Source organism: Hungatella sp. SL.1.14, from assembly GCF_024460495.1.
Lineage (GTDB): Bacteria > Bacillota > Clostridia > Lachnospirales > Lachnospiraceae > Hungatella > Hungatella hathewayi.
Window position 1 is genome coordinate 1 of the sequence record NZ_JANFYJ010000027.1, and the last position, 19539, is coordinate 19539.

17 protein-coding genes and 1 riboswitch are annotated in these 19539 nt (G+C 48.3%); of the genes, 13 read left to right on the plus strand and 4 right to left on the minus strand.

From position 1 onward, the window contains the following. Window positions 1-158 precede the first annotated feature (158 nt). The 10 genes from NE473_RS23945 to NE473_RS23990 all read left to right on the plus strand — a co-directional run bounded on the left by NE473_RS23945 (window position 159) and on the right by NE473_RS23990 (window position 12904). A complete protein-coding gene (locus NE473_RS23945) occupies window positions 159-1880 on the plus strand; it encodes a sensor histidine kinase (protein WP_055651300.1) in 1722 nt (573 codons plus the stop codon). Continuing rightward, window positions 1858-2574 (plus strand): response regulator transcription factor, encoded by a 717-nt coding sequence (locus tag NE473_RS23950; RefSeq protein ID WP_055651299.1) that lies wholly within the window; start codon window positions 1858-1860, stop codon window positions 2572-2574. Before NE473_RS23945 ends, NE473_RS23950 begins: the two co-directional genes overlap by 23 nt. Before the next feature lie 157 nt (window positions 2575-2731). Beyond that, window positions 2732-4117, plus strand: coding sequence for an ABC transporter substrate-binding protein (locus NE473_RS23955; protein WP_055651298.1), 1386 nt, complete (start codon window positions 2732-2734; stop codon window positions 4115-4117). A gap of 126 nt (window positions 4118-4243) precedes the next feature. Further along, entirely contained in the window at window positions 4244-5131 is an 888-nt protein-coding gene (locus NE473_RS23960; RefSeq protein ID WP_006771278.1) for a carbohydrate ABC transporter permease, read from the plus strand. Window positions 5132-5142: 11 nt separating this feature from the next. Next, window positions 5143-5976: a carbohydrate ABC transporter permease gene (locus NE473_RS23965; protein ID WP_006771279.1), complete on the plus strand. Its 834-nt coding sequence runs from the start codon at window positions 5143-5145 to the stop codon at window positions 5974-5976. Window positions 5977-5986: 10 nt separating this feature from the next. Beyond that, window positions 5987-7324 (plus strand): sulfatase family protein, encoded by a 1338-nt coding sequence (locus tag NE473_RS23970; protein ID WP_055651297.1) that lies wholly within the window; start codon window positions 5987-5989, stop codon window positions 7322-7324. A 41-nt stretch (window positions 7325-7365) separates the two neighbouring features. Next, window positions 7366-7447: riboswitch (Fluoride riboswitch) on the plus strand. 81 nt (window positions 7448-7528) lie between these two features. Further along, window positions 7529-8713, plus strand: coding sequence for a cation:proton antiporter (locus NE473_RS23975; protein WP_039892014.1), 1185 nt, complete (start codon window positions 7529-7531; stop codon window positions 8711-8713). Window positions 8714-8900: 187 nt separating this feature from the next. After that, the gene (locus tag NE473_RS23980; RefSeq protein ID WP_022031246.1) at window positions 8901-9329 is read left to right on the plus strand and encodes a MarR family winged helix-turn-helix transcriptional regulator; all 429 of its coding nucleotides are present in this window, start codon (window positions 8901-8903) and stop codon (window positions 9327-9329) included. 45 nt (window positions 9330-9374) lie between these two features. After that, entirely contained in the window at window positions 9375-11105 is a 1731-nt protein-coding gene (locus tag NE473_RS23985; RefSeq protein WP_006774648.1) for an ABC transporter ATP-binding protein, read from the plus strand. Continuing rightward, complete coding sequence (locus NE473_RS23990; protein WP_055651296.1) at window positions 11102-12904, plus strand: ABC transporter ATP-binding protein; 1803 nt, start codon at window positions 11102-11104, stop codon at window positions 12902-12904. The genes NE473_RS23985 and NE473_RS23990 overlap by 4 nt, the downstream gene beginning before the upstream one ends. Before the next feature lie 171 nt (window positions 12905-13075). Here the strand turns inward: NE473_RS23990 and NE473_RS23995 are convergent, their stop codons facing one another. Genes NE473_RS23995 through NE473_RS24010 form a run of 4 tightly spaced genes read right to left on the minus strand, consistent with a single transcriptional unit; the run spans window position 13076 to window position 15677 of the window. Continuing rightward, on the minus strand, window positions 13076-13639 hold the full coding sequence (locus NE473_RS23995; protein ID WP_006774646.1) for a 2-oxoacid:ferredoxin oxidoreductase subunit gamma family protein: 564 nt from the start codon (window positions 13637-13639) through the stop codon (window positions 13076-13078). Window positions 13640-13641: 2 nt separating this feature from the next. Next, a complete protein-coding gene (locus tag NE473_RS24000) occupies window positions 13642-14394 on the minus strand; it encodes a thiamine pyrophosphate-dependent enzyme (RefSeq protein WP_022031243.1) in 753 nt (250 codons plus the stop codon). A 1-nt stretch (window position 14395) separates the two neighbouring features. Continuing rightward, window positions 14396-15457: a keto/oxoacid ferredoxin oxidoreductase subunit beta gene (locus tag NE473_RS24005; RefSeq protein ID WP_022031242.1), complete on the minus strand. Its 1062-nt coding sequence runs from the start codon at window positions 15455-15457 to the stop codon at window positions 14396-14398. A 1-nt stretch (window position 15458) separates the two neighbouring features. After that, a complete protein-coding gene (locus NE473_RS24010) occupies window positions 15459-15677 on the minus strand; it encodes a 4Fe-4S dicluster domain-containing protein (RefSeq protein ID WP_006774643.1) in 219 nt (72 codons plus the stop codon). Between the two features lie 303 nt (window positions 15678-15980). Between NE473_RS24010 and NE473_RS24015 the strand changes: the two genes are divergently transcribed. The 3 genes from NE473_RS24015 (at window position 15981) to nhaC (ending at window position 19530) form a co-directional block, all read left to right on the plus strand. After that, on the plus strand, window positions 15981-16745 hold the full coding sequence (locus NE473_RS24015) for an IclR family transcriptional regulator (RefSeq protein ID WP_055651295.1): 765 nt from the start codon (window positions 15981-15983) through the stop codon (window positions 16743-16745). 250 nt (window positions 16746-16995) lie between these two features. Beyond that, a complete protein-coding gene (buk, locus tag NE473_RS24020) occupies window positions 16996-18057 on the plus strand; it encodes a butyrate kinase (RefSeq protein ID WP_055651306.1) in 1062 nt (353 codons plus the stop codon). Between the two features lie 21 nt (window positions 18058-18078). Further along, on the plus strand, window positions 18079-19530 hold the full coding sequence (gene nhaC / locus NE473_RS24025; RefSeq protein WP_242866197.1) for a Na+/H+ antiporter NhaC: 1452 nt from the start codon (window positions 18079-18081) through the stop codon (window positions 19528-19530). Window positions 19531-19539: the final 9 nt, after the last annotated feature.

The window sequence follows — 19539 nt, forward strand, 5'->3', positions numbered from 1 at the left end:
GAAGAAAAAATAGAATATGGAACTTTACAGGAGCCGGGTATGCTGTATTCAGGATACCCGGCTCTTTTCAGCTTCACGGCCGTGATACACCGGGTAAATTGTCTTTTCCAGCCCGAGATGATATAATAGAAACCATGAAAGAAATGAGCCGAAATTTTATGAAAAAGATCTGGAAAATGGGGCGCTATCGTGACGCGTCCATTCAGAAAAAACTTACGCTGTCGACATGGGTGGTGGCAATTATACCGATTATGATTATATTTGCCATTGTTTTTTTCGTGTTCACAAATGTCAGTGTGGAGAATTCAAAACGCCAGTCACAGATGCTTTTAGATAAGACGGTGGAGGAACTGGATTCGTATTTCGCGCAGGCGCAGGAAGGCATGAATTTGATGGTGACGGATATTAATGTACAGAATGCCATCGATAATTACGTGACCGGGACCTATAAGGAAAAACTGGATTTAAGGGATTTTATCAGAAACCGCCTGACCAATATGAGTACGGTGGGCAGACGAACGGGTACGATATCCATTTATATCAAGGATGCCAATCAGACCTTTTCCAGAGACTTTTCCGATCAGGATTTAGGGCTGGCCTGCTCCGGTGCTCCCTGGTTTGAAGCGCTGCTGTCAGGGGAGGCGTCCTTTGTCCGCGAGGATGGGAACTCCCTGCAGGACGGGCGGCCCGTCTGGATTCTGGCGTCCAATATTGTCAGCGTCAAAAACGGAGAGGTCCAGGGGCTGGTCTATGTGGAGCTGGATAAAAAGAAGATGATTCAGCCGTTTTACAATCTGGTGGAGGGCAGCGGAGATGAGATCATCTGTAATGGACAGGAGATTGTATCTGATGCCTACAGGGAGGGCGGCCATTTTGTTCCGCTGTACTCTTTTTCCACGGCGCTGGGGCAGAATGTGGAGTTCAGACTGCAGTTAAAGGAGCTGCAGAGAGGCTATGGCGCAGCCCTGGTTTACTTTCTGATCGGTATGGTGGTACTTATTATCCTGATCTATCTCATTGACAAGCTGCTGGCAGACTGGTTTTCCAGGAGAATCATCACGCTGCGTGATGCGACGAGGGAGATCGCCAAGGGGAATTTAGACGTGGTTGTCTGTGATGATCATCCCGATGAGATCGGGGAACTGGTGCAGAGCTTAAATACTATGGTAAAGGATATGAAGCGTCTGATTGAAAGCGAATATCTGGTTAAAATCGAGAGCCAGCAGGCCACCTTAAGGGCGCTTCAGAGTCAGATTAACCCTCATTTTATCTACAATACGCTGGAGAGCATCTCCATGCTGGCCCTGATTCGGGATCATTATGAGATTGTAGATATGGCACAGGCATTTTCCCTGATGATGCGGTATTCCATGGAGCCGTCCACTCTTGTGGCGGTCAGAGAAGAGGTCGAGAATGTGCGGAATTTTGTGACCATACAGAAAATCCGTTTCCCGGACCGTTTTCTGGTGGAGTACTCCATCGATGAGGAGTGTATGGCGGAAAAGATACCGAGGCTGACCATGCAGCCGCTGGTGGAAAATGCATTTAAGCATGGATTCGAGGACACGCCGGAGCACAAGCGTCTCCTGGTTTCTGTTCTGAAACGGCGGGGATTTCTCGTTATCAGAATATTTAACGATGGTATGGCGGTTCCGGCGGAGCGAATTGCCAGAATACGGGAGCTGCTGATGCCGGATAACCAGGAGGAGACGCTGGATTGTTTTGCTCTCAGGAATTTAAGCAGGCGTCTTAAGCTTCTGTTTGGGGAAAACAGCCGGGTGACGCTGCGCTCGGGGAAAGGCATTGGAACGATTGTTTCATTGAGAATTCCACTGCGAAAAGAGGGGGAAGAGAACGATGAGAAAGATTTTGATTTGTGACGACGAGGCCATCATACGGCAGGGAATCAGAAAAATTCTGGAAACCTGTTACAGGGATATGGAGATACGGGAATGCAGTGACGGTATGGAGGGGTATAAGACCATGGCGGTGTGGAATCCGGACGCGGTAATCACGGATATCCGCATGCCGGTGTTAGATGGGCTGGCCATGATTGAGAAGGCCCAGGCCGACGGAATCACGGCACAGTATGTGGTGATCAGCGCTTACCGGGATTTTGAGTATGCCAGGACAGCAATCCGGTGCGGAGTCCGGGAATACATTCTAAAGCCGGTGAACCGTTTTGAACTGACAGACTGCGTGTCGCGCCTCCTGGGCATTAAGGAGCCGGAGGAGGTAGAGGAAGAGAAGAAAACGTCGCCGGAGGAGAGCGGAAGCATCGGCAGGGCAGTTCAGTATATCGAAAATAATTTTTACCGCAACATCAGTCTGGAGGAGGTCAGTCAGGTGGTTCATATGAATACCGCCTATTTTTCCACGCTGTTTAAGAAGCAGACGGGTAAGAAGTACATTGATTACGTAACGGACTTACGCATGGAAAAGGCGAGAAAGCTGATTCTCAATACGGATTTAAAAATAGTGAATATCGCAGAGATGGTAGGATACAGCAGTACGAAGCATTTTGCACGAATCTATAAGGAGAAATACGGAGTCACACCCAATGGAGAAAGATAATGTGCACAATAAATACGTGAGATATAATGAAAAACTATAAAAACAGCACTAAAACAAAAATTTGGGTCCCTTCTCTTTTGATCAGCCTCTGTTATAATGAGAGTATAAAAGTTAAGCGGAATGAAACAGACCGAAATAGAAAAAAGGAGGATTTAATATGAAAAAAACGCTTGCTGTTGTACTGTCGGCCGTTATGGTCAGTGGATTAGCTTTAAGTGGATGCGGAGGAAACAGTGCATCAGTCACAACCGCCGCGCCGAAGGAGACGACTGCCGCACCGGCAGAGACAAAAAAAGAAGAGACAAAGGGAGAAGAGACTAAAGGCGAAGCCCCAGCCGGGGAACAGGTGACGATCACCATAAGCAACTGGCTGGAGGCAGAGGATGCCACATCCGCTATTTTTAAAGAACTGCTGGATGATTTTATGGCAGCCAATCCGGATATTAAGGTAGAATCTCAGGCAATCCCGTTCAACCAGTATAAGGATCAGGTCCTGATCGCAGGAACCTCCGGCAATGCGGCCGATGTCATTATGGGAAATTCCCAGATGATGAGCGCCTTTAACGGAGCGGGAATTCTGGCGGAACTCGACGATCTGGCATCGAAGGAAGTGCTCGACGATATTTACCCTGGTTATTTATCAGGAACGACCTATGACGGAAAAGTAAAAGCATTGTCCTGGGCACCCCATCCCATTGCCATGTATTACAATAAGGACTTATTTACGAAAGCCGGTTTAGATCCGGAGAAGGCACCTGCAACGTGGGATGAGATGACGGAGGCGGCGAGAGCCATTGCCAAACTCGGAAAGGACGAAGCGGGCAACACGCTCTACGGCCTGGGAATTCCAACCGGCAAGGTAGCCCATACCGGTACCGTATTTAACGGTATTTTCTATACGTACGGCGGTCACTTCGTTGATGAGAACAAAAACGTTGATTTGAATAACGAGGGCAATGTGGAGGCGCTTACCTGGACCAAACAGCTGGTAGATGAAAAAGTGATTCCGGCAGGTCTGGAAATTAAGGATTTAAGAGGTTTATTTGCATCAGGCCAGATCGGTATCATCTTCGACGGCGACATGGGACGCGGCGCTTTCAGAAGCAGCAGCGGACTGGGCGAGGAATTTGATAAAAAGATGGGAATCGCTGTAATTCCGACGGGAAAGACCGGACGCAGTGAGACCGTTTATACGGAGCACCAGCTTGGCGTATTTGCAAAATCAGAGCATAAAGAAGCGGCTGTCCGTCTGGTCGAATACTTAATCAGCAAGGATGCCATGGTGAAATACCATAAATCCAATGCAGTTCTGTCTGCAAGAAAATCCATTGCGACTCTTCCGGAGATGAACGAGGATTCCTTCATGGAAGTGTTCAACAAACAGTCTGAGACTGCCAGCCCGCTTCCGGCTACCAACGCGATGTTTGACAATGCCATGAATGAAGTGACAAAGGCGATTGAGCGAATCGTTGTCAATAATGAAGATATTAAGACCGTGCTGGAAGAGACCAATAAGACGATCAAAGAAATGTACGGACAATAAGAATGGAACAGAACTCATCAGTCTGAACGATCACTCGCACGCTCTGCGCACGAGTCACCGTGATAATCAGGAGCGGCTGCAGATCATCCTGCATCCGCTCCCTTTGTATCTATTGGAGGTTGCAATATGGGTGAAAATACGAGGAAAAAGAAAAAAATAAACTGGTTTATGGTGATGCTTTTAGTGCCCGCCCTGGCCATGCTGACAGTCACCATCATCATCCCGGTCTTTGTCGTGGTTGGAATGAGCTTCTTTCATTACAATCTGCTGGATATGGGCAATATTAAATGGAATCATTTTTCAAATTACAAAGCGGTCTTTTCCGATGCTGAGTTTATACGGACCTTTGGAAGAACGCTGGTCTATGTGTGCGGTACGGTATTTGCCCAGTTTTTTATAGGTCTGGGGGTGGCTCTGCTGTTAAACAGCGGAAGCTTAAAGGGGAGAAAGGTGTTCCGGAGCCTTTTGTTCCTTCCGTGGACGATCCCGTCGCTGGTGGTGGCGGTTACCTGGATGTTCATCTTCCAGCCGCAGTACGGCATTGTCAATTACTTACTGGGGCTGGGAGACTACAGTGTCCTGGGAAGCCCGAAGACGGCCATGCTGGGCGTTATCATTTCCGCAGTGTGGAAACAGATGCCCCTGATGATGATCATGCTTCTCTCAGGGCTTCAGACCGTACCGGAAGATTTAAAGGAGGCTGCGGAGATCGACGGTGCCACAGGAGTACAGAAATTCTGGTGTATTACGGTTCCGTGCATCATGCCGGTGGTGAAGACCGTGACGCTGACCTCCATTGTCTCCAATTTCCAGATGTTCGTCTTGTTCTTTACCATGACGGGAGGCGGTCCGGTCCGCGCGACCACCACACTGCCGCTGTATACGTATGAGACGGCGTTCTCGGGCTTCAATCTGGGAAAAGGCGCGGCCATCGGAGTCTGCTGGCTTGTGTTCCTGGTGATTTTTTCTACCATTTATAACAGGGTTCTTTCTTCCAAAGAAGTGGAATATTAGGAGGTGGGCGAATGAAGAAGAAAACTTATCGGAAAATTCTTATGTACGCGGCGATTCTGGCCGCCACGCTCTGCTTCGTATTTCCCATTTACTGGATGCTTCTCACATCCTTAAAACCCAATGAGGCGATTTTGCGCCTGCCGCCTCAGTTTCTGCCGGTAAATGCGACTCTGGCCAATTATAAAGGAATCCTGACTGATGGAAAATTCCTGATTTTTTATAAGAATAATATTATCGTCTCGGGCATCACCACGCTGGTGACGCTGACGCTGGCAGTGCTGGCAGCCTATGCATTTTCCCGGTACCGGTTTAAGGGCGACAAGTTCGTGATGATGCTGTTTCTCTCCACACAGATGTTTCCGGCCATGACGCTTTTAATTGCTCTTTACAACATGTATTTCCGCCTGGGGCTGTTAAATACGTATACGGCGCTGGTTCTGGCCTGCTCTACCAATGCGCTGCCCATGTCGGTGTGGATCCTGAAAGGCTTTTTTGATACGATTTCCAAGTCTCTGGAGGAAGCGGCCTACATTGACGGCTGTTCCAAGGGAAGAACCCTGGTACAGGTGATTCTTCCGCTGGTCAAACCCGGAATTCTGGCTGTGGGCCTTTATTCCTTCCTGATTTCCTGGGAAGATTTCCTGTGGGGTTTAACCCTTGTGAATAAGACGGAGATGAGGACGCTGGCTTCCGGTATCGCCATGACGTATTTAGGCGAGTATAACTACGACTGGGGCCGTGTGATGGCTGCTGCCGTGGGGGCAGCAGTTCCGATCCTCATTATCTTTATTTTTCTTCAGAAGTATATGATTGCCGGTCTGACGGCCGGTGCGGTAAAAGAATAGGAGGCAGTGTATGAAACAGAGACAGAATATCGTATTTTTCTTTTCGGACCAGCAGCGGGCGGATACGCTGGGCTGCAACGGCCAGCCTCTTCCGGTAACGCCGAGACTGGACCGGTTTGCCTGTGAGGATGCGGTGAATTTTGCAAGTGCATTTACACCCCAGCCGGTATGCGGGCCGGCCAGAGCCATGCTTCAGACCGGACTGTACCCCACACAGACCGGCTGCTACCGCAATGCGGTTTCCCTGCCCCTGAACCAGAAGACTCTGGCAAGGTATCTGCGGGAGGCGGGGTACCGGGTGGCTTACGTAGGAAAATGGCATCTGGCTTCCGATGAAGAGGAGAACCATTATGAGACGATTGCGGTTCCGGCCGAGAGGCGCGGTGGTTACGACGACTACTGGATGGCGGCCGATGTGCTGGAATTCACTTCCCACGGGTATGGCGGATACATCTTTGACAAGGACGGGAATAAGCTGGATTTTACCGGCTACCGGACCGACTGTCTGACCGATTATGCGGTGCGTTATATCGAGGAATATGAAGATGAGAAACCGTTTTTTCTGATGATTTCCCATATTGAACCGCACCATCAGAATGACAGGGGGGATTATGAGGGGCCGGACGGCAGCAGAGAACAGTTCGCCGGTTTTGTTCCGCCTCCTGATTTAACGCCGGGGAAGGGAGACTGGGAGCAATTCTACCCTGATTATCTGGGGTGCTGCCACGCCCTGGACTGGAATTTCGGCCGTGTCGTAGATGCGCTGAAAGCGCGGGGCATCTATGAGGATACCATGGTGATTTACGGCAGTGACCATGGCTGCCATTTCCGCACCCACGCGGATGAGGTCGAAAAAGGTGGATACGATGACTATAAACGCAACAGCTTCGAGGGAACCATACACGTCCCGCTGCTGATTAAAGGGAACGGATTTGAAAAAGGGAAGCGGGAGGAGAAGGTGGTGAGCCTGATAGACTTGCCGAAGACGATTCTGTCCGCCGCCGGATACGATACGGCGCCTTTGGGGCTTCAGGGACGGCCGCTCTCAGAGACGGAAGAGCCCGACTGGGAGGAGGCTGTCTATATTCAGATCAGCGAGAGCTTTGTGGGCCGCGCACTGCGCACAAACCGGTATAAATACGTGGTTCACGCTCCTGACTGTGATCCGTGGAAGGAGAGCGGAAGTACGGTTTATAAGGAAAAGTATCTTTTTGATCTGGCCAGTGACCCGCTGGAAACGGTGAATCTTGTCAATGACAGGGATTATGAGGAGATCAGGAGAGGGCTGAAGGAACGGCTGATCCGTTTTGGAGAGGAGGCAGGAGAATCCTTTGCAGTGGAAGGCTAGCCAGGATTTTATACTTGCATTTCCGCCATCCCTTTGATATACTATATCCCGGGAATGAGGTCTCCCGTGGTAGTGAACATGTTACCAGAACCGCTTATTACAGCTGATGGCTTCTGCATTGTGCAGGAGTTATCAGCTTTTTGTATTACAAAAGCGCGGTTCTGTCCTGCAAATAAAAATAAGGGATTTGGAGGTTATATTGTTATGCTTACAAGTTTGTCACTGGTTTTTCTTCTGGGGATGCTGCTGAGCCAGGCGTTTCAGAAAATCAGACTTCCCGGGCTGCTGGGAATGCTGCTGACGGGCATGATTTTGGGGCCGTATGCCTTAAACATGCTGGATGCTTCTATTTTAGGAATTTCCGCGGATTTGCGTCAGATTGCGCTGATCATTATCCTGACGCGCGCAGGTCTGTCCCTGGACATTCAGGACTTAAAAAAAGTAGGGCGGCCGGCCATACTGATGTGCTTTGTTCCGGCCTGCTTTGAAATTGTGGGGATGGTTCTTTTGGCACCCCGCCTTCTGGGAATCTCCATGCTGGATGCGGCTGTTATGGGAGCGGTGGTAGGAGCAGTGTCCCCGGCCGTGATTGTTCCGAAGATGCTGAATCTGATGGAGAAGGGGTACGGAGTCAGGAAGAGTATTCCACAGATGATTCTTGCAGGTGCATCGGTGGATGACGTATTTGTCATTGTCATGTTTACGGCATTTACCGGTCTGGCACAGGGCGGAAGGTTCTCTGCGGGCAGCGTTCTCTCCATCCCGGTTTCTATCGGAACGGGAATTGCGGTCGGAGGCGTGACCGGAGTTTTACTCGCGCGATTCTTTCAAAAGATCCATATCCGGGATTCTGCAAAGGTAGTAATTCTCTTAAGCATTTCGTTCCTGATGATTGATCTGGAAAACCGGCTGAAGGGCTGCCTGCCATTTTCAGGGCTGCTGGCTGTTATGAGCATCGGAATTGCCCTGCAGAGAAAACGGCATGAGGCGGCGGCGCGTCTTTCGGTCAAATACTCCAAGCTGTGGGTAGCGGCTGAGGTGCTTCTGTTTGTTTTGGTGGGTGCCACCGTGGATATCCGTTACGCATGGGAAGCAGGCGCGGCTGCCGTGATCCTGATATTCGGCGTGCTGATTTTCCGTATGGCGGGCGTATTCTGTTGTCTGCTGAAGACGGAACTGAACCGGAAGGAACGTTTTTTCTGCATGATTGCATATATGCCGAAGGCGACGGTTCAGGCAGCTATCGGCGGAGTGCCGCTGGCGATGGGGCTCGGCTGCGGAAAGATTGTTCTTACGGTGGCTGTGCTTGCGATTCTGATCACTGCGCCGTTAGGGGCGTTTGGCATGGAACGGACCTATAAGCGGCTTTTGAAGGCCGACTGTCCGTGAACGGTATGATGAAGAACCGGAACCGGGATCAGAAGAGGTAAGGTGAGCGGCGCAAATTTATTAAATTTTTATATTTATTTAATAAACACACCCTATATTTTTTGTAGCAGGAATGGTATCCTATAATAGTTTACATATAAACTATATCCGGCTGAATAAAAAGAAAGAATCAGGAGGAAGGGGCCATATGCCGTTTATTAATTTTAAGGATCAGTGGTTTCAGGAGCTGCGCAAGGTAAACTGGCTTGTCCGGGAAGGCGTGGAGGAGAAGTGCAGACCATTTGGCATTACCCCGGAGCAGGGACGGGTTCTCAATCATCTCTTTTTGGCAGATGGGCAGGTGAATCTGACCCAGCTGAGCCGGAGTCTGCATGTGACGAAAGGAAACTGCTCCATGTTCTGCCGCCGTCTGGAACGGGCCGGTCATATAACAATGACCAGGAATGAGAAGGACGCCCGCTTTATAGATGTGGTTCTTACCGAAAAAGGCCGGGCACTGGTTCAGAGCATGATGGAACAGATGGGGAGCCATTCTGAGAAGGATACCATGAGCAGGGAAGATCTGGAGACTATTTTAAAGGGATTAAAATGTCTGGAAAAGTATTTGCAGAGCTGATCACTTTTCCGGATATTTTTATTTGCAATAACAAGGAGGTAAAACATGAAGAAAATATTTGCAGAACTGAAAGCATTCCGGCTGGAACTCCTGTGCGTGCTGGTCAGTGTAGCAGCCGGAGTAGGGGCCACGCTGGGGCTTCCTACCTATCTGTCAGACATCATTAACAGGGGAATCGCGGACAAGGATATGAATTATATTCTTCACACCGGCATCATCATGCTGGGAATTGCCATTCTGGGTATGGTATGCAATATCACCACAGGATTTTTTGCATCCAGAATTGCGCTGGGATTAGGGCGGAATGTGAGGAGCCGGATTTTTTCCAAGGTGGAATACTTTTCCCAGGCAGAAATTGACACATTTTCAACCGCGTCTTTGATTACCCGTACCAACAATGACATTACCCAGGTACAGAATTTTATGGTCATGTTTCTGCGCGTGATCCTGACCGCTCCCATCATGTGCGTGATGGGCATCATACTGGCTTACAGCAAAAATCCGAAAATGTCCAGTATCCTTGTGGTATCCATGCCGGTGATGGTGCTGATCATCAGCCTGATAGGCAGGAGGGCGATGCCTCTTTCCAGAAAGATGCAGACCAGGATTGACCGGATCAACCTGATCATGCGGGAAAAACTTACCGGCATCCGCGTGATCCGGGCATTCGGGACAGAGGATTACGAAGAAAAGCGTTTTGACGGCGCCAACAAGGACCTGATGAACAATGCCATGAAAATGATGCATGCCATGTCACTGATGGGTCCATCCCTGATCCTGATATTAAACCTGACCGTTGTGGGACTTCTGTGGCGTGCTGGCCAGGGAGCCGGCACAGAGCCGGTGATGCCGGGAGATATTCTGGCTATTATCCAGTATGTCATGCAGATCATGATGTCTGTTACCATGCTTTCCATGATTTTCGTTATGTACCCCAGATGTGCCGCCTCGGCGGACCGTATCTGTGAGGTGCTGGATACAGAAAATTCCATCGGGGACCCGGAAGCTCCCAAAACATCAGAGGGGCAGAGAGGTTATCTGACCTTCCGCGATGTAAGCTTTTATTTCCCGGGGGCAAAGGAACCGGCTGTCAGCCATGTCAGTTTTGAGGCAAAGCCGGGAGAGACAACTGCCATCATCGGAAGTACGGGCAGCGGCAAGACTGCTCTGGTGGGATTGATTCCCCGTTTTTATGATGTGCAGGAGGGCGAGGTCCTGGTGGATGGAGTCAATGTAAAGGACTATGACCGCAAGACCCTTCGCAAAAAAATTGGTTATGTACCTCAGAAAGCCTTGCTGTTTAAGGGAACAATTATGGAAAACATTCGTTTCGGCGATGATTCGGCCAGTGATGAGCGGGTGAAGGAGGCTGCAGCCATTGCACAATCCACGGATTTCATCGAGGATAAACCGGAGGGATTTGACTCGTTTATAGCTCAGGGCGGAAGCAATGTTTCAGGCGGCCAGCGCCAGCGCCTGGCAATCGCCAGGGCCATTGTCAGGAAACCGGAGATTTACGTATTTGATGACAGCTTTTCCGCGCTGGATTTCAAGACGGACTCAGCCCTGCGCCAGGCTTTGGCCAGGGAAACGGAGAACGCCACCGTGGTAATCGTGGCACAGCGTGTCAGCACGATCATGAATGCAGATCGGATTATCGTCATGGATGAAGGGAAGGTTATGGGAATCGGAACGCACAGGGAGCTTTTAAATACCTGTGAGACCTATCAGGAAATCGTCCGAAGCCAGTTGTCAGAGGAGGAGATGAGTGCATGAAACAGGGAACTGTCAGTAAAACAGATAAAAAAATCAACACCAGGGGAACTTTGGGCCGTCTGTTCCGTTTTATGAAACCGTATCGAATCAGAATCATTCTCATGGTGGTCTGTCTGGTCATGGGAGCCGTGTTTACCACCCAGGGACCATATACCCTTGGCCGGGCCATGGATGCGCTGGTGGCCGTGGTGGTGAACGATGCAGGTGTCCTTCAGGGATTTCAGGCATTCCTCACCGTGCTGCTGCAATTGGGCTGTGTGTATCTGCTGGCCTTTCTATTCAACTATTCCGGCCAATACATCGTGGCAGGGGTGGCAGAGCGTACCATGCATGATTTGCGTATGGCAGTGGACAAGAAAATCCGCCGTCTGCCCCTGGCCTATTTTGACAGCAATACGTTCGGCGATGTGCTGAGCCGCGTCACCAATGATGTGGATACCATAGATACCTCTCTTCAGCAGAGCATCAGCCAGGTTATCACGGCGGTCTGTACCATGGTATTCATCTTTGTGATGATGCTGGTAGTCAGCCCGATCCTGACCCTGATCGGCGTTTGTGTTATCCCGGTTTGCGGTCTGGTGAGTATGAAGGTAGTAAAGCATTCCCAGCGGTATTTCCGGGGACAGCAGTCCGCGCTGGGGGATCTCACCGGCTATGTGGAGGAGATGTACAACGGCCAGAACGTTATTGCCGCTTTCGGAAAAGAGGAAGATATCATTACAAATTTTGAGGATATCAATAACCGTCTCTACGACAATGGCTGGAAAGCGCAGTTTTCTTCCAGCATTATCATGCCCTTGACACAGGCGCTGACCAACATCGGCTATGTGGGGGTGGCGGTGGTCAGCGGCTGGCTCTGCATCAACGGCAGGTTAAGCATAGGGATGATTCAGTCCTTTATCCAGTATCTGCGGCAGTTTTCCCAGCCCATCAACCAGATATCCAACATTGCCAACATCATGCAGGCGACTATGGCTGCAGCTCAAAGGGTCTTTGAATTCCTGGATGAACAGGAGGAGGTGCCGGAGGCAGAAGATATTAAATTCCCCCAGAACCCGGAAGGCTGTGTGGATTTCAGCCATGTACGGTTTGGCTATACAGAAGGGCAGACCCTGATTCATGATTTGGATCTGCATGTACAGGCAGGCGACAAGATTGCGATAGTAGGCCCCACCGGGGCAGGAAAGACCACGCTGGTCAATCTGATTCTCCGCTTTTACGATGTAAAGGGAGGGAGCATTACCATCGACGGAGTGGATGTGCGGGATATGAAGCGTGAGGCCCTTCGGTCCATGATTGGCATGGTGCTGCAGGATACATGGCTTTTTGCTGGTACCATAAAAGATAATATACGCTACGGAAGACTGGAGGCAACCGACGAGGAGGTTATCGCCGCTGCCAGGGCTGCTCACGCGCATGGATTTATCATGTCCATGCCGGGAGGCTATGAGATGCAGCTTCATGAGGGCGCTTCCAATATCGCGCAGGGGCAGCGACAGCTTCTTACTATTGCCCGCGCCTTCCTGTCTGACCCGGAGATCCTGATTCTGGATGAGGCAACCTCATCTGTGGATACAAGGACTGAGGTGGCAATCCAGAAGGCCATGAACAAACTGATGGAGGGACGGACCAGCTTCGTCATCGCCCACCGTTTATCCACGATTAAGGACGCGGAACTGATTGTATATATGGAACATGGAGATATCAAGGAGGTAGGAAACCATAAGGAGCTTCTGGCAAAGGGCGGCTACTATGCGGCCTTGTATAACAGCCAGTTTGCCGCGGAGAATGCGGGATAGGTGGTCTGCAGTACTGACTATGAATAACAGGAAAAAATAAAAACCCCCTTCAGGCCGGAAATGGCGGTCCGGCCTGAAGGGGGCTTTTATTTTTTTACTAGATAAAGCATCCACAAATTAGGAGAGAAAAATTAATTAATGCCTGTCTGAATAGAAAGATCAGCTGACAGATTATCTTACACAAGAATCCTGTACCATAACCTCTACAGCGTCATAGCCCGCATCGAAAGCCTTTTCATTTGCTTCCCTGAATTGGGATTTTCCTTTTTTCTCAAACATATGGTTCATAGCTGTTATGGCGGCTTCCTTTGAAAAGTCTCCCATAAGTTTGACAATAGCCCCGGTCATGACGATATTGGCACTCTTTGGATTCCCCTGGTCAGTGGATATCTCTGTGGCGGGTACCCGTACATAGATGACATCCTTTCTGGCATCCTCCGGAATATCAACCAGATCACCAATGACAACAATACCGCCCGGAGTAACCAGGGGAAGAAACTTCTTAAAAGAAGGATTGTTCATGGCCAGAAGGACGTCAGGCTCTTCCTGGGATGGATTGTATATGGTATTTTCACAGTATTTCACAGTACAGTTGGCAGTGCCGCCGCGCATGGCGGAGCCGTAAGAAGGTACCCAGGTTACATTGAGGCCTTCTTTGGCGGCGATATCAGAGATAATCAGGCCGGCTGTTAATACACCCTGACCGCCGGAACCTGCAAATACGATTTCCTTCATGTTTATTTCACCTCTCTCTTTTTAAATTCACCTAAAGGATAGTAAGGAACAAGCTCATTTTCAATACGCTCCATAGCCTTGATTGGAGTCAGTCCCCAGTTTACCGGGCATGGGGATAGTACCTCTATGACAGAATAGCCTTCGTGATTCATTTGTGCCATTAAGCCGTTCTTTATATATCCTTTTAACTGATTAATCTTAGCTGGACTGGTGACGGTACCTCGGGCGGCATATGCAGCATTTGGGAATTCTCTGGCAACCATTTCCGGGAAGCGCAGCGGATAACCGGTTACGCTGCAGTCACGTCCATATATGCTGGTTGAAGTCTTTTGGCCTTCCATGGTAGTCAGACTCATCTGGCCTCCCGTCATACCAAAGTTGGTGTTATTGACTACCACCACAGTGATATTTTCATTACGGTATGCTGCGTTGAAGGTCTCTGCAATACCAATATTATACGCATCACCGTCACCCTGATAGGAGACGATCAACACGTCCGGGTTTACTCGTTTCATACCTGTTGCTACGGCGCCTGCGCGGCCATGTGAGCAATGAAGACGGTCACATTCCAAGCCTGCACCCAGATTCGAAGAACAACCCACGCCAATAGGAAAGATGATATTATCATTCTGATTCAATTCATCCAGACATTCCATGATCAGCCGGCTAATAATACCATGACCGCAACCGGGACAAAAGTCCATTGGTTTGTCTACCAGTGCAGGAACCTTTTTTTCTTTCTTGGAAGCTGACATTTTAATATACCTCCTTTTTATTGCCTGATTTAATTTCATAATAATCCTTTTTAATATTGCGGATTGTCGGAGTACCAAATACATATGTAAGCGCATAAGCTGGAATATTGCGTTCTTTCAGGGCTTTTTTTGTATAGAGGGCCGCGTCATCTACTAATTGTCCAGTGGCATTGGCTTCAACGGTAATAATGCCCTTAACTTCAGGATTAATCTTATGAAATGCTTTCTCCGGGAACGGCCATACGGTGATGGGCCGAATAATTCCGACCTTCTCACCCTGGGCCCGCAGTTCGCGGACAGCCCCAAGGGTACTGCGGCCAGGTACGCCGTAGGATACGAATACATAATCTGCATCCTCTATTCCCTCATCTGCCCAGCGTTGCTCGTTTTCTCTGATGGTATTATATTTTTCAACCAGTTCAACTGCCTCTTGCATGGAATCTCGTTGGAAAATGCCGATTTTTTTAAATGTATAATGCCCATTGAGCGCCCAGGGCGTGCGTTCTGGTTCTACAAACTCCGGCAGCGTCACAGGTTCCATCATCTGTCCAAGCGTTGCTTCTCCCATCATAACAGATACTACCCGGTATTTTTCGGCCAGTTCATAGGCAGGACGCATCAAATCTACGAACTCCTGAACGGAAGATGGTGCAAACACAAGACATCTGTAGTCTCCGTGTCCGCCTCCTCTGGTCTCACGGTTGTAATCACACTGCGCGGAAAGCAGGGTTCCAAGTCCGTTGCCATACCGGACTTGAGTGATTACCACTGCAGAGAGCCCTTCATCGGACAGGGTAGAGACTCCTTCCTGTTTTAGTGATATGCCTGGTCCGGAGGAGGCAGTCAATGCTCTGACTCCGGATGCTGCGGCTCCGATTACCATGTTAATGCCGGCCAGTTCACTTTCTGCCTGAACAAAACTGCCGCCTGTTTCTGGAAGTCTCCAGGACAGGTACTCCATGATTTCACTGGAGGGGGTAATAGGATAACCTGCATAAAATTTAACGCCAGCTCTTACAGCTGCTTCTGCAATGGCTTCATTGCCTTTCATCATATCTGCCATTTCATTGAACCTCCTCTTCTATATCTCCTGATATGTAGAATACACCGTCTGGACATGTGATATAGCACATTCCACAGGCGATACACGCCTCATCATCCACCTGGACAGGATAATAACCGCCTGCGTTCAGAGTATTACATTTACTGATGGCCTGTTTGGGACAGTGATGGATACACAACCCACATTCCTTGCACCGGTCTTTATTAACAATGACCTTCATAAAAAAACCTCCTGTTTAAAATTTTTTGAGTGTTCCATACAATAGAACGGTGTTCCGATGTATAGAATTATATATCCGATTGATTTTAAATGTCCACATCCTTTTTCGCTAAAAATGCAGATGAAAATATGTGATAAATGCACAAAGACAGGAGGGAAGAAAACTGCAGACCGGGGGGAAACATTGTTAACCGGGGCGATGGCTATAAACCTTGACATGGCAGAAGAAATAGTATTTAATATTATATGACTAATGGTAATTTTGCACATAATGTGTGATCTGAGATACAGGAGGAAACAGAAAATGGCTGATACAATTCAGGCGTTGGATCGGGCGTTAGAATTACTGATTTATCTGAATAAAAAGGGGAAGGAGGTAGGGATTACACAGATTGCCTCAGATATGGGAGTGTATAAGAGTACGATTTACCGTACACTGTCAACTCTGGAAGCAAAGGGATTCGTCAAAAGGAATCCAGAGACAGAGAAGTACTGGTTGGGAAGTCAGCTGTTTATACTAGGGAAAAGTGTGGAGAATAAGATGGGAATTCCGGAGGTGATCCGTCCCTATGCGCACAGACTGCATCAGAAATTTCATGAGGTAGTCAATGTGTCCATACTGGAATATAATCCAGGAGATGTATACCATAGTGTTATTATATTGAAAGAGATGAATGACAGGCAAATGCTGACAGTAAACCCGCCAGTAGGTTCTCTTAGTGAATGCCACTGTTCTTCTGTGGGAAAATGTCTGCTGGCCTTTGGAGACAAGGTTGACCTGTCTCTTTACGAAGGTAAAGTGCTGACCCGCTATACACCAAATACGATTACATCTCTCGATGAGCTGAAAGAGGAACTGGTTAAGGTAAAGAGAAGAGGGTATGCAATGGATCACGAGGAACAGGAATTAGGGCTTACCTGTATTGGCGCGCCTATTCTCGATCAGAATATGAAGGCAGTGGCAGCTATCAGTCTGTCCGGTCCAACCAGCCGCATCACTTCTTCCGACATTGAGGACAGGATCGAGGCAGTCTGCAATATCGCCAAGGAAATTTCCAACAATTTTTAGGAGAAATGACGAACCATAATAGGGAGTGTTATACTAAAAGGTGAATGTGCACAAATAGTGTTTGACAATTGAATAAAGCTATGCTATTATGCTCATTATAAACATTACTGTGAGTGAATGAATACATTTGAAGAAGGGAACAGAAAAAGTTTCCTTTCTTTTTATCTCTTTTATAGAACGGTGTTCCGAACAATAGAACAACATTGATCACCAATATGGAAAGAGAGGTAATTGTGTCATGAAACTTTTAATGAAACTGTTAATCATCAACCCTGGAGGTACATCCACGAAGATTGCTGTATTTGAAGATGAAAAACAAATACTGAAGTTAAACATTACTCATACCCAGGAGGAACTGAGCGAATATAAACGAGTATTTGATCAATTTGATTATAGAAGAAAATTAATTCTGGATGCACTCAGTCAGGAAGGAATTGAGATCAGTGACCTGTCCTGTGTAGTGGGCAGGGGAGGACTTATGAATCCAATCCCCGGAGGAACGTACAGGGTCAGTAACAAAATGGTAGAGGATCTGCGAAACGCTGTTCATGGTGAGCACCCGTCTAATCTGGGATCTGCCCTGGCTAAGAGTATCGGTGACGAGATCGGAATTCCATCTTTTGTCGTAGACCCTGTATCAGTGGATGAACTTATGCCTGTAGCCAGAATATCCGGTATAGAAGAACTGGAACGTCCCAGCTGGTTTCATGCCCTGAACCAGAAAGCGGTCGCTCGTTGGGCGGCAGAACGCATCGGTAAGAAATATGAGGAGAGCAATCTCATAGTTGCCCACCTTGGATCAGGAAATTCTATTGTAGCTCACAAAGAGGGAAAGATGGTAGACGGAAGCGGCGGGCGTACGAATGGCCCCTTTTCACCGGAACGGAGCGGCGGACTTCCCACCTACCCCCTGGTGGAACTGTGTTATTCCGGTAAATATACTCATGAGGAGATGGTAGATAAGATCAGCAGTACCGGTGGTATCTATGATTATCTGGGCACAAAAGATGCCGAGGAAGTGGAACGCAGGATAAGCCAGGGAGATGAAAAAGCAAAACTGGTATATGAAGCATTTGTATATAATGTGGCAAAGGAAATCTGTTCTTACGGAGCCGTTTTTGATGGCAAAGTAGATTGTATCGTTCTAACCGGTGGTATTGCCCATTCCGAGTATGTAGTAAATGAAGTCAGACGTATGACTGGCTTTATGGCTCCTATAGAGGTAGTGGCAGGGGAATTTGAGATGACAGCCCTTGCTCTTGGAGGATTAAGGGTACTCAGGGGAGAAGAAGTACCGAAAGAATATGAATAGGGTGCATAAAAGGGGAAGAGGGTGTATGGATTGAATGAAAACCATAAGGAAAAACTACAGCCCGGTATAGGGATGTCCATGGTGGTATTTGGAGCAGCCATAGCAGTCCTGTTGGTTGGTGTTGTCCTGTTGGACTACGATATACATATTATGCTGCTCTGTGCGCTGGCAATCGTATGCCTGGCATCCGTCCCCCTGGGATACAGTTTCATGGATCTGGTAGGCTGTATGAAGAAATCACTGGGGCAGGCGCTGGCGGCTATGATTATATTTATATTTATAGGTGTTATCATCAGTTCCCTGATATTCTCAGGCACAGTACCGGCTTTGATTTATTATGGACTTCAGTACATCATCCCTGATTATTTTCTGCCGATAGGTCTCCTTCTGTGCAGCCTGACATCAATTTCCATAGGTACATCCTGGGGAACCGTAGGCACTATGGGCCTGGCTATGATGGGAATCGGTACCGGTTTGGGAATACCAGCCCCTCTTACAGCAGGCATGGTTATATCTGGAGCATTTTTCGGAGATAAAATGTCTTCGATTTCTGACAGTACAAACCTGGCACCGGCAGCTGTGGAGACTACTTTGTATGCTCATATAGGTGCAATGTGGAAAACCACCCTCCCTTCCTATATAATCACTCTGATAGCGTTTACCGTGCTTGGGTTGTCCTATCGGGGAGGAAATTTTAGCATGGATACAGTGGAGTTATTTCTGGCAGCCATAGGCGGACGCTTTCACATCAGTCCATTGGTTCTCGTTCCCATGGCTGTACTGCTGATACTGAATTTGAGAAAATATCCGGCGGTGCCAAGTATGGCCATCGGTACAGTTCTGGCAGTTCTGGTGGCAGTATTCTACCAGGGATATCCTTTAAAAGAGGTTATTGCAGGGCTGAATTATGGATATACAGAACCTACAGGAGTAGAACTGGTCGATAAATTACTGCTTCGCGGCGGCATACAAAGTATGATGTATACATTTTCCTTGTCTTGTATCGCTATTGCATTTGGAGGCGTCATGGAACATGTGGGATATTTGCCCTGCATTATAGAAGTAGTGATCCATAAGGTAAAGCGTGATAAGATGATGGTGCCGGTGGTTATAGCCAGTACCACACTTGGTACCCTGACTATGGGGGAGGTGTTTCTTTCCATCGTCATAAACGGAAGTCTCTATAAAGACGCTTTTAAGAAACGAGGACTGAAACCGGAAATGTTATCCCGGCTTTTGGAAGAAGGGGGAACACTGACTCAAGTGTTTATCCCCTGGTCAACTAGCGGTGTATTTATCCTTTCTACGTTGGGAATGAGCGTGTCTCAATATTGGAAATATGCAATTTTCAATTATGTAAATCCCCTCCTGTCTATTGTATTGGCGATGTTCGGGATATACATTATGCGGATAGGGGATGAAGAACGTAAAAGTATAGATCACAGACTGAGTAAAAGACATAAATTAGGTTAAGGAGAATGG

Coding starts and splice junctions, on each gene's coding strand:
- NE473_RS23945 (WP_055651300.1), top strand. CDS start 159: ATGAAAAAGATCTGGAAAATGGGGCGCTATCGTGACGCGTCCATTCAG.
- NE473_RS23950 (WP_055651299.1), top strand. CDS start 1,858: ATGAGAAAGATTTTGATTTGTGACGACGAGGCCATCATACGGCAGGGA.
- NE473_RS23955 (WP_055651298.1), top strand. CDS start 2,732: ATGAAAAAAACGCTTGCTGTTGTACTGTCGGCCGTTATGGTCAGTGGA.
- NE473_RS23960 (WP_006771278.1), top strand. CDS start 4,244: ATGGGTGAAAATACGAGGAAAAAGAAAAAAATAAACTGGTTTATGGTG.
- NE473_RS23965 (WP_006771279.1), top strand. CDS start 5,143: ATGAAGAAGAAAACTTATCGGAAAATTCTTATGTACGCGGCGATTCTG.
- NE473_RS23970 (WP_055651297.1), top strand. CDS start 5,987: ATGAAACAGAGACAGAATATCGTATTTTTCTTTTCGGACCAGCAGCGG.
- NE473_RS23975 (WP_039892014.1), top strand. CDS start 7,529: ATGCTTACAAGTTTGTCACTGGTTTTTCTTCTGGGGATGCTGCTGAGC.
- NE473_RS23980 (WP_022031246.1), top strand. CDS start 8,901: ATGCCGTTTATTAATTTTAAGGATCAGTGGTTTCAGGAGCTGCGCAAG.
- NE473_RS23985 (WP_006774648.1), top strand. CDS start 9,375: ATGAAGAAAATATTTGCAGAACTGAAAGCATTCCGGCTGGAACTCCTG.
- NE473_RS23990 (WP_055651296.1), top strand. CDS start 11,102: ATGAAACAGGGAACTGTCAGTAAAACAGATAAAAAAATCAACACCAGG.
- NE473_RS23995 (WP_006774646.1), bottom strand. CDS start 13,639: ATGAAGGAAATCGTATTTGCAGGTTCCGGCGGTCAGGGTGTATTAACA.
- NE473_RS24000 (WP_022031243.1), bottom strand. CDS start 14,394: ATGTCAGCTTCCAAGAAAGAAAAAAAGGTTCCTGCACTGGTAGACAAA.
- NE473_RS24005 (WP_022031242.1), bottom strand. CDS start 15,457: ATGGCAGATATGATGAAAGGCAATGAAGCCATTGCAGAAGCAGCTGTA.
- NE473_RS24010 (WP_006774643.1), bottom strand. CDS start 15,677: ATGAAGGTCATTGTTAATAAAGACCGGTGCAAGGAATGTGGGTTGTGT.
- NE473_RS24015 (WP_055651295.1), top strand. CDS start 15,981: ATGGCTGATACAATTCAGGCGTTGGATCGGGCGTTAGAATTACTGATT.
- buk (WP_055651306.1), top strand. CDS start 16,996: ATGAAACTGTTAATCATCAACCCTGGAGGTACATCCACGAAGATTGCT.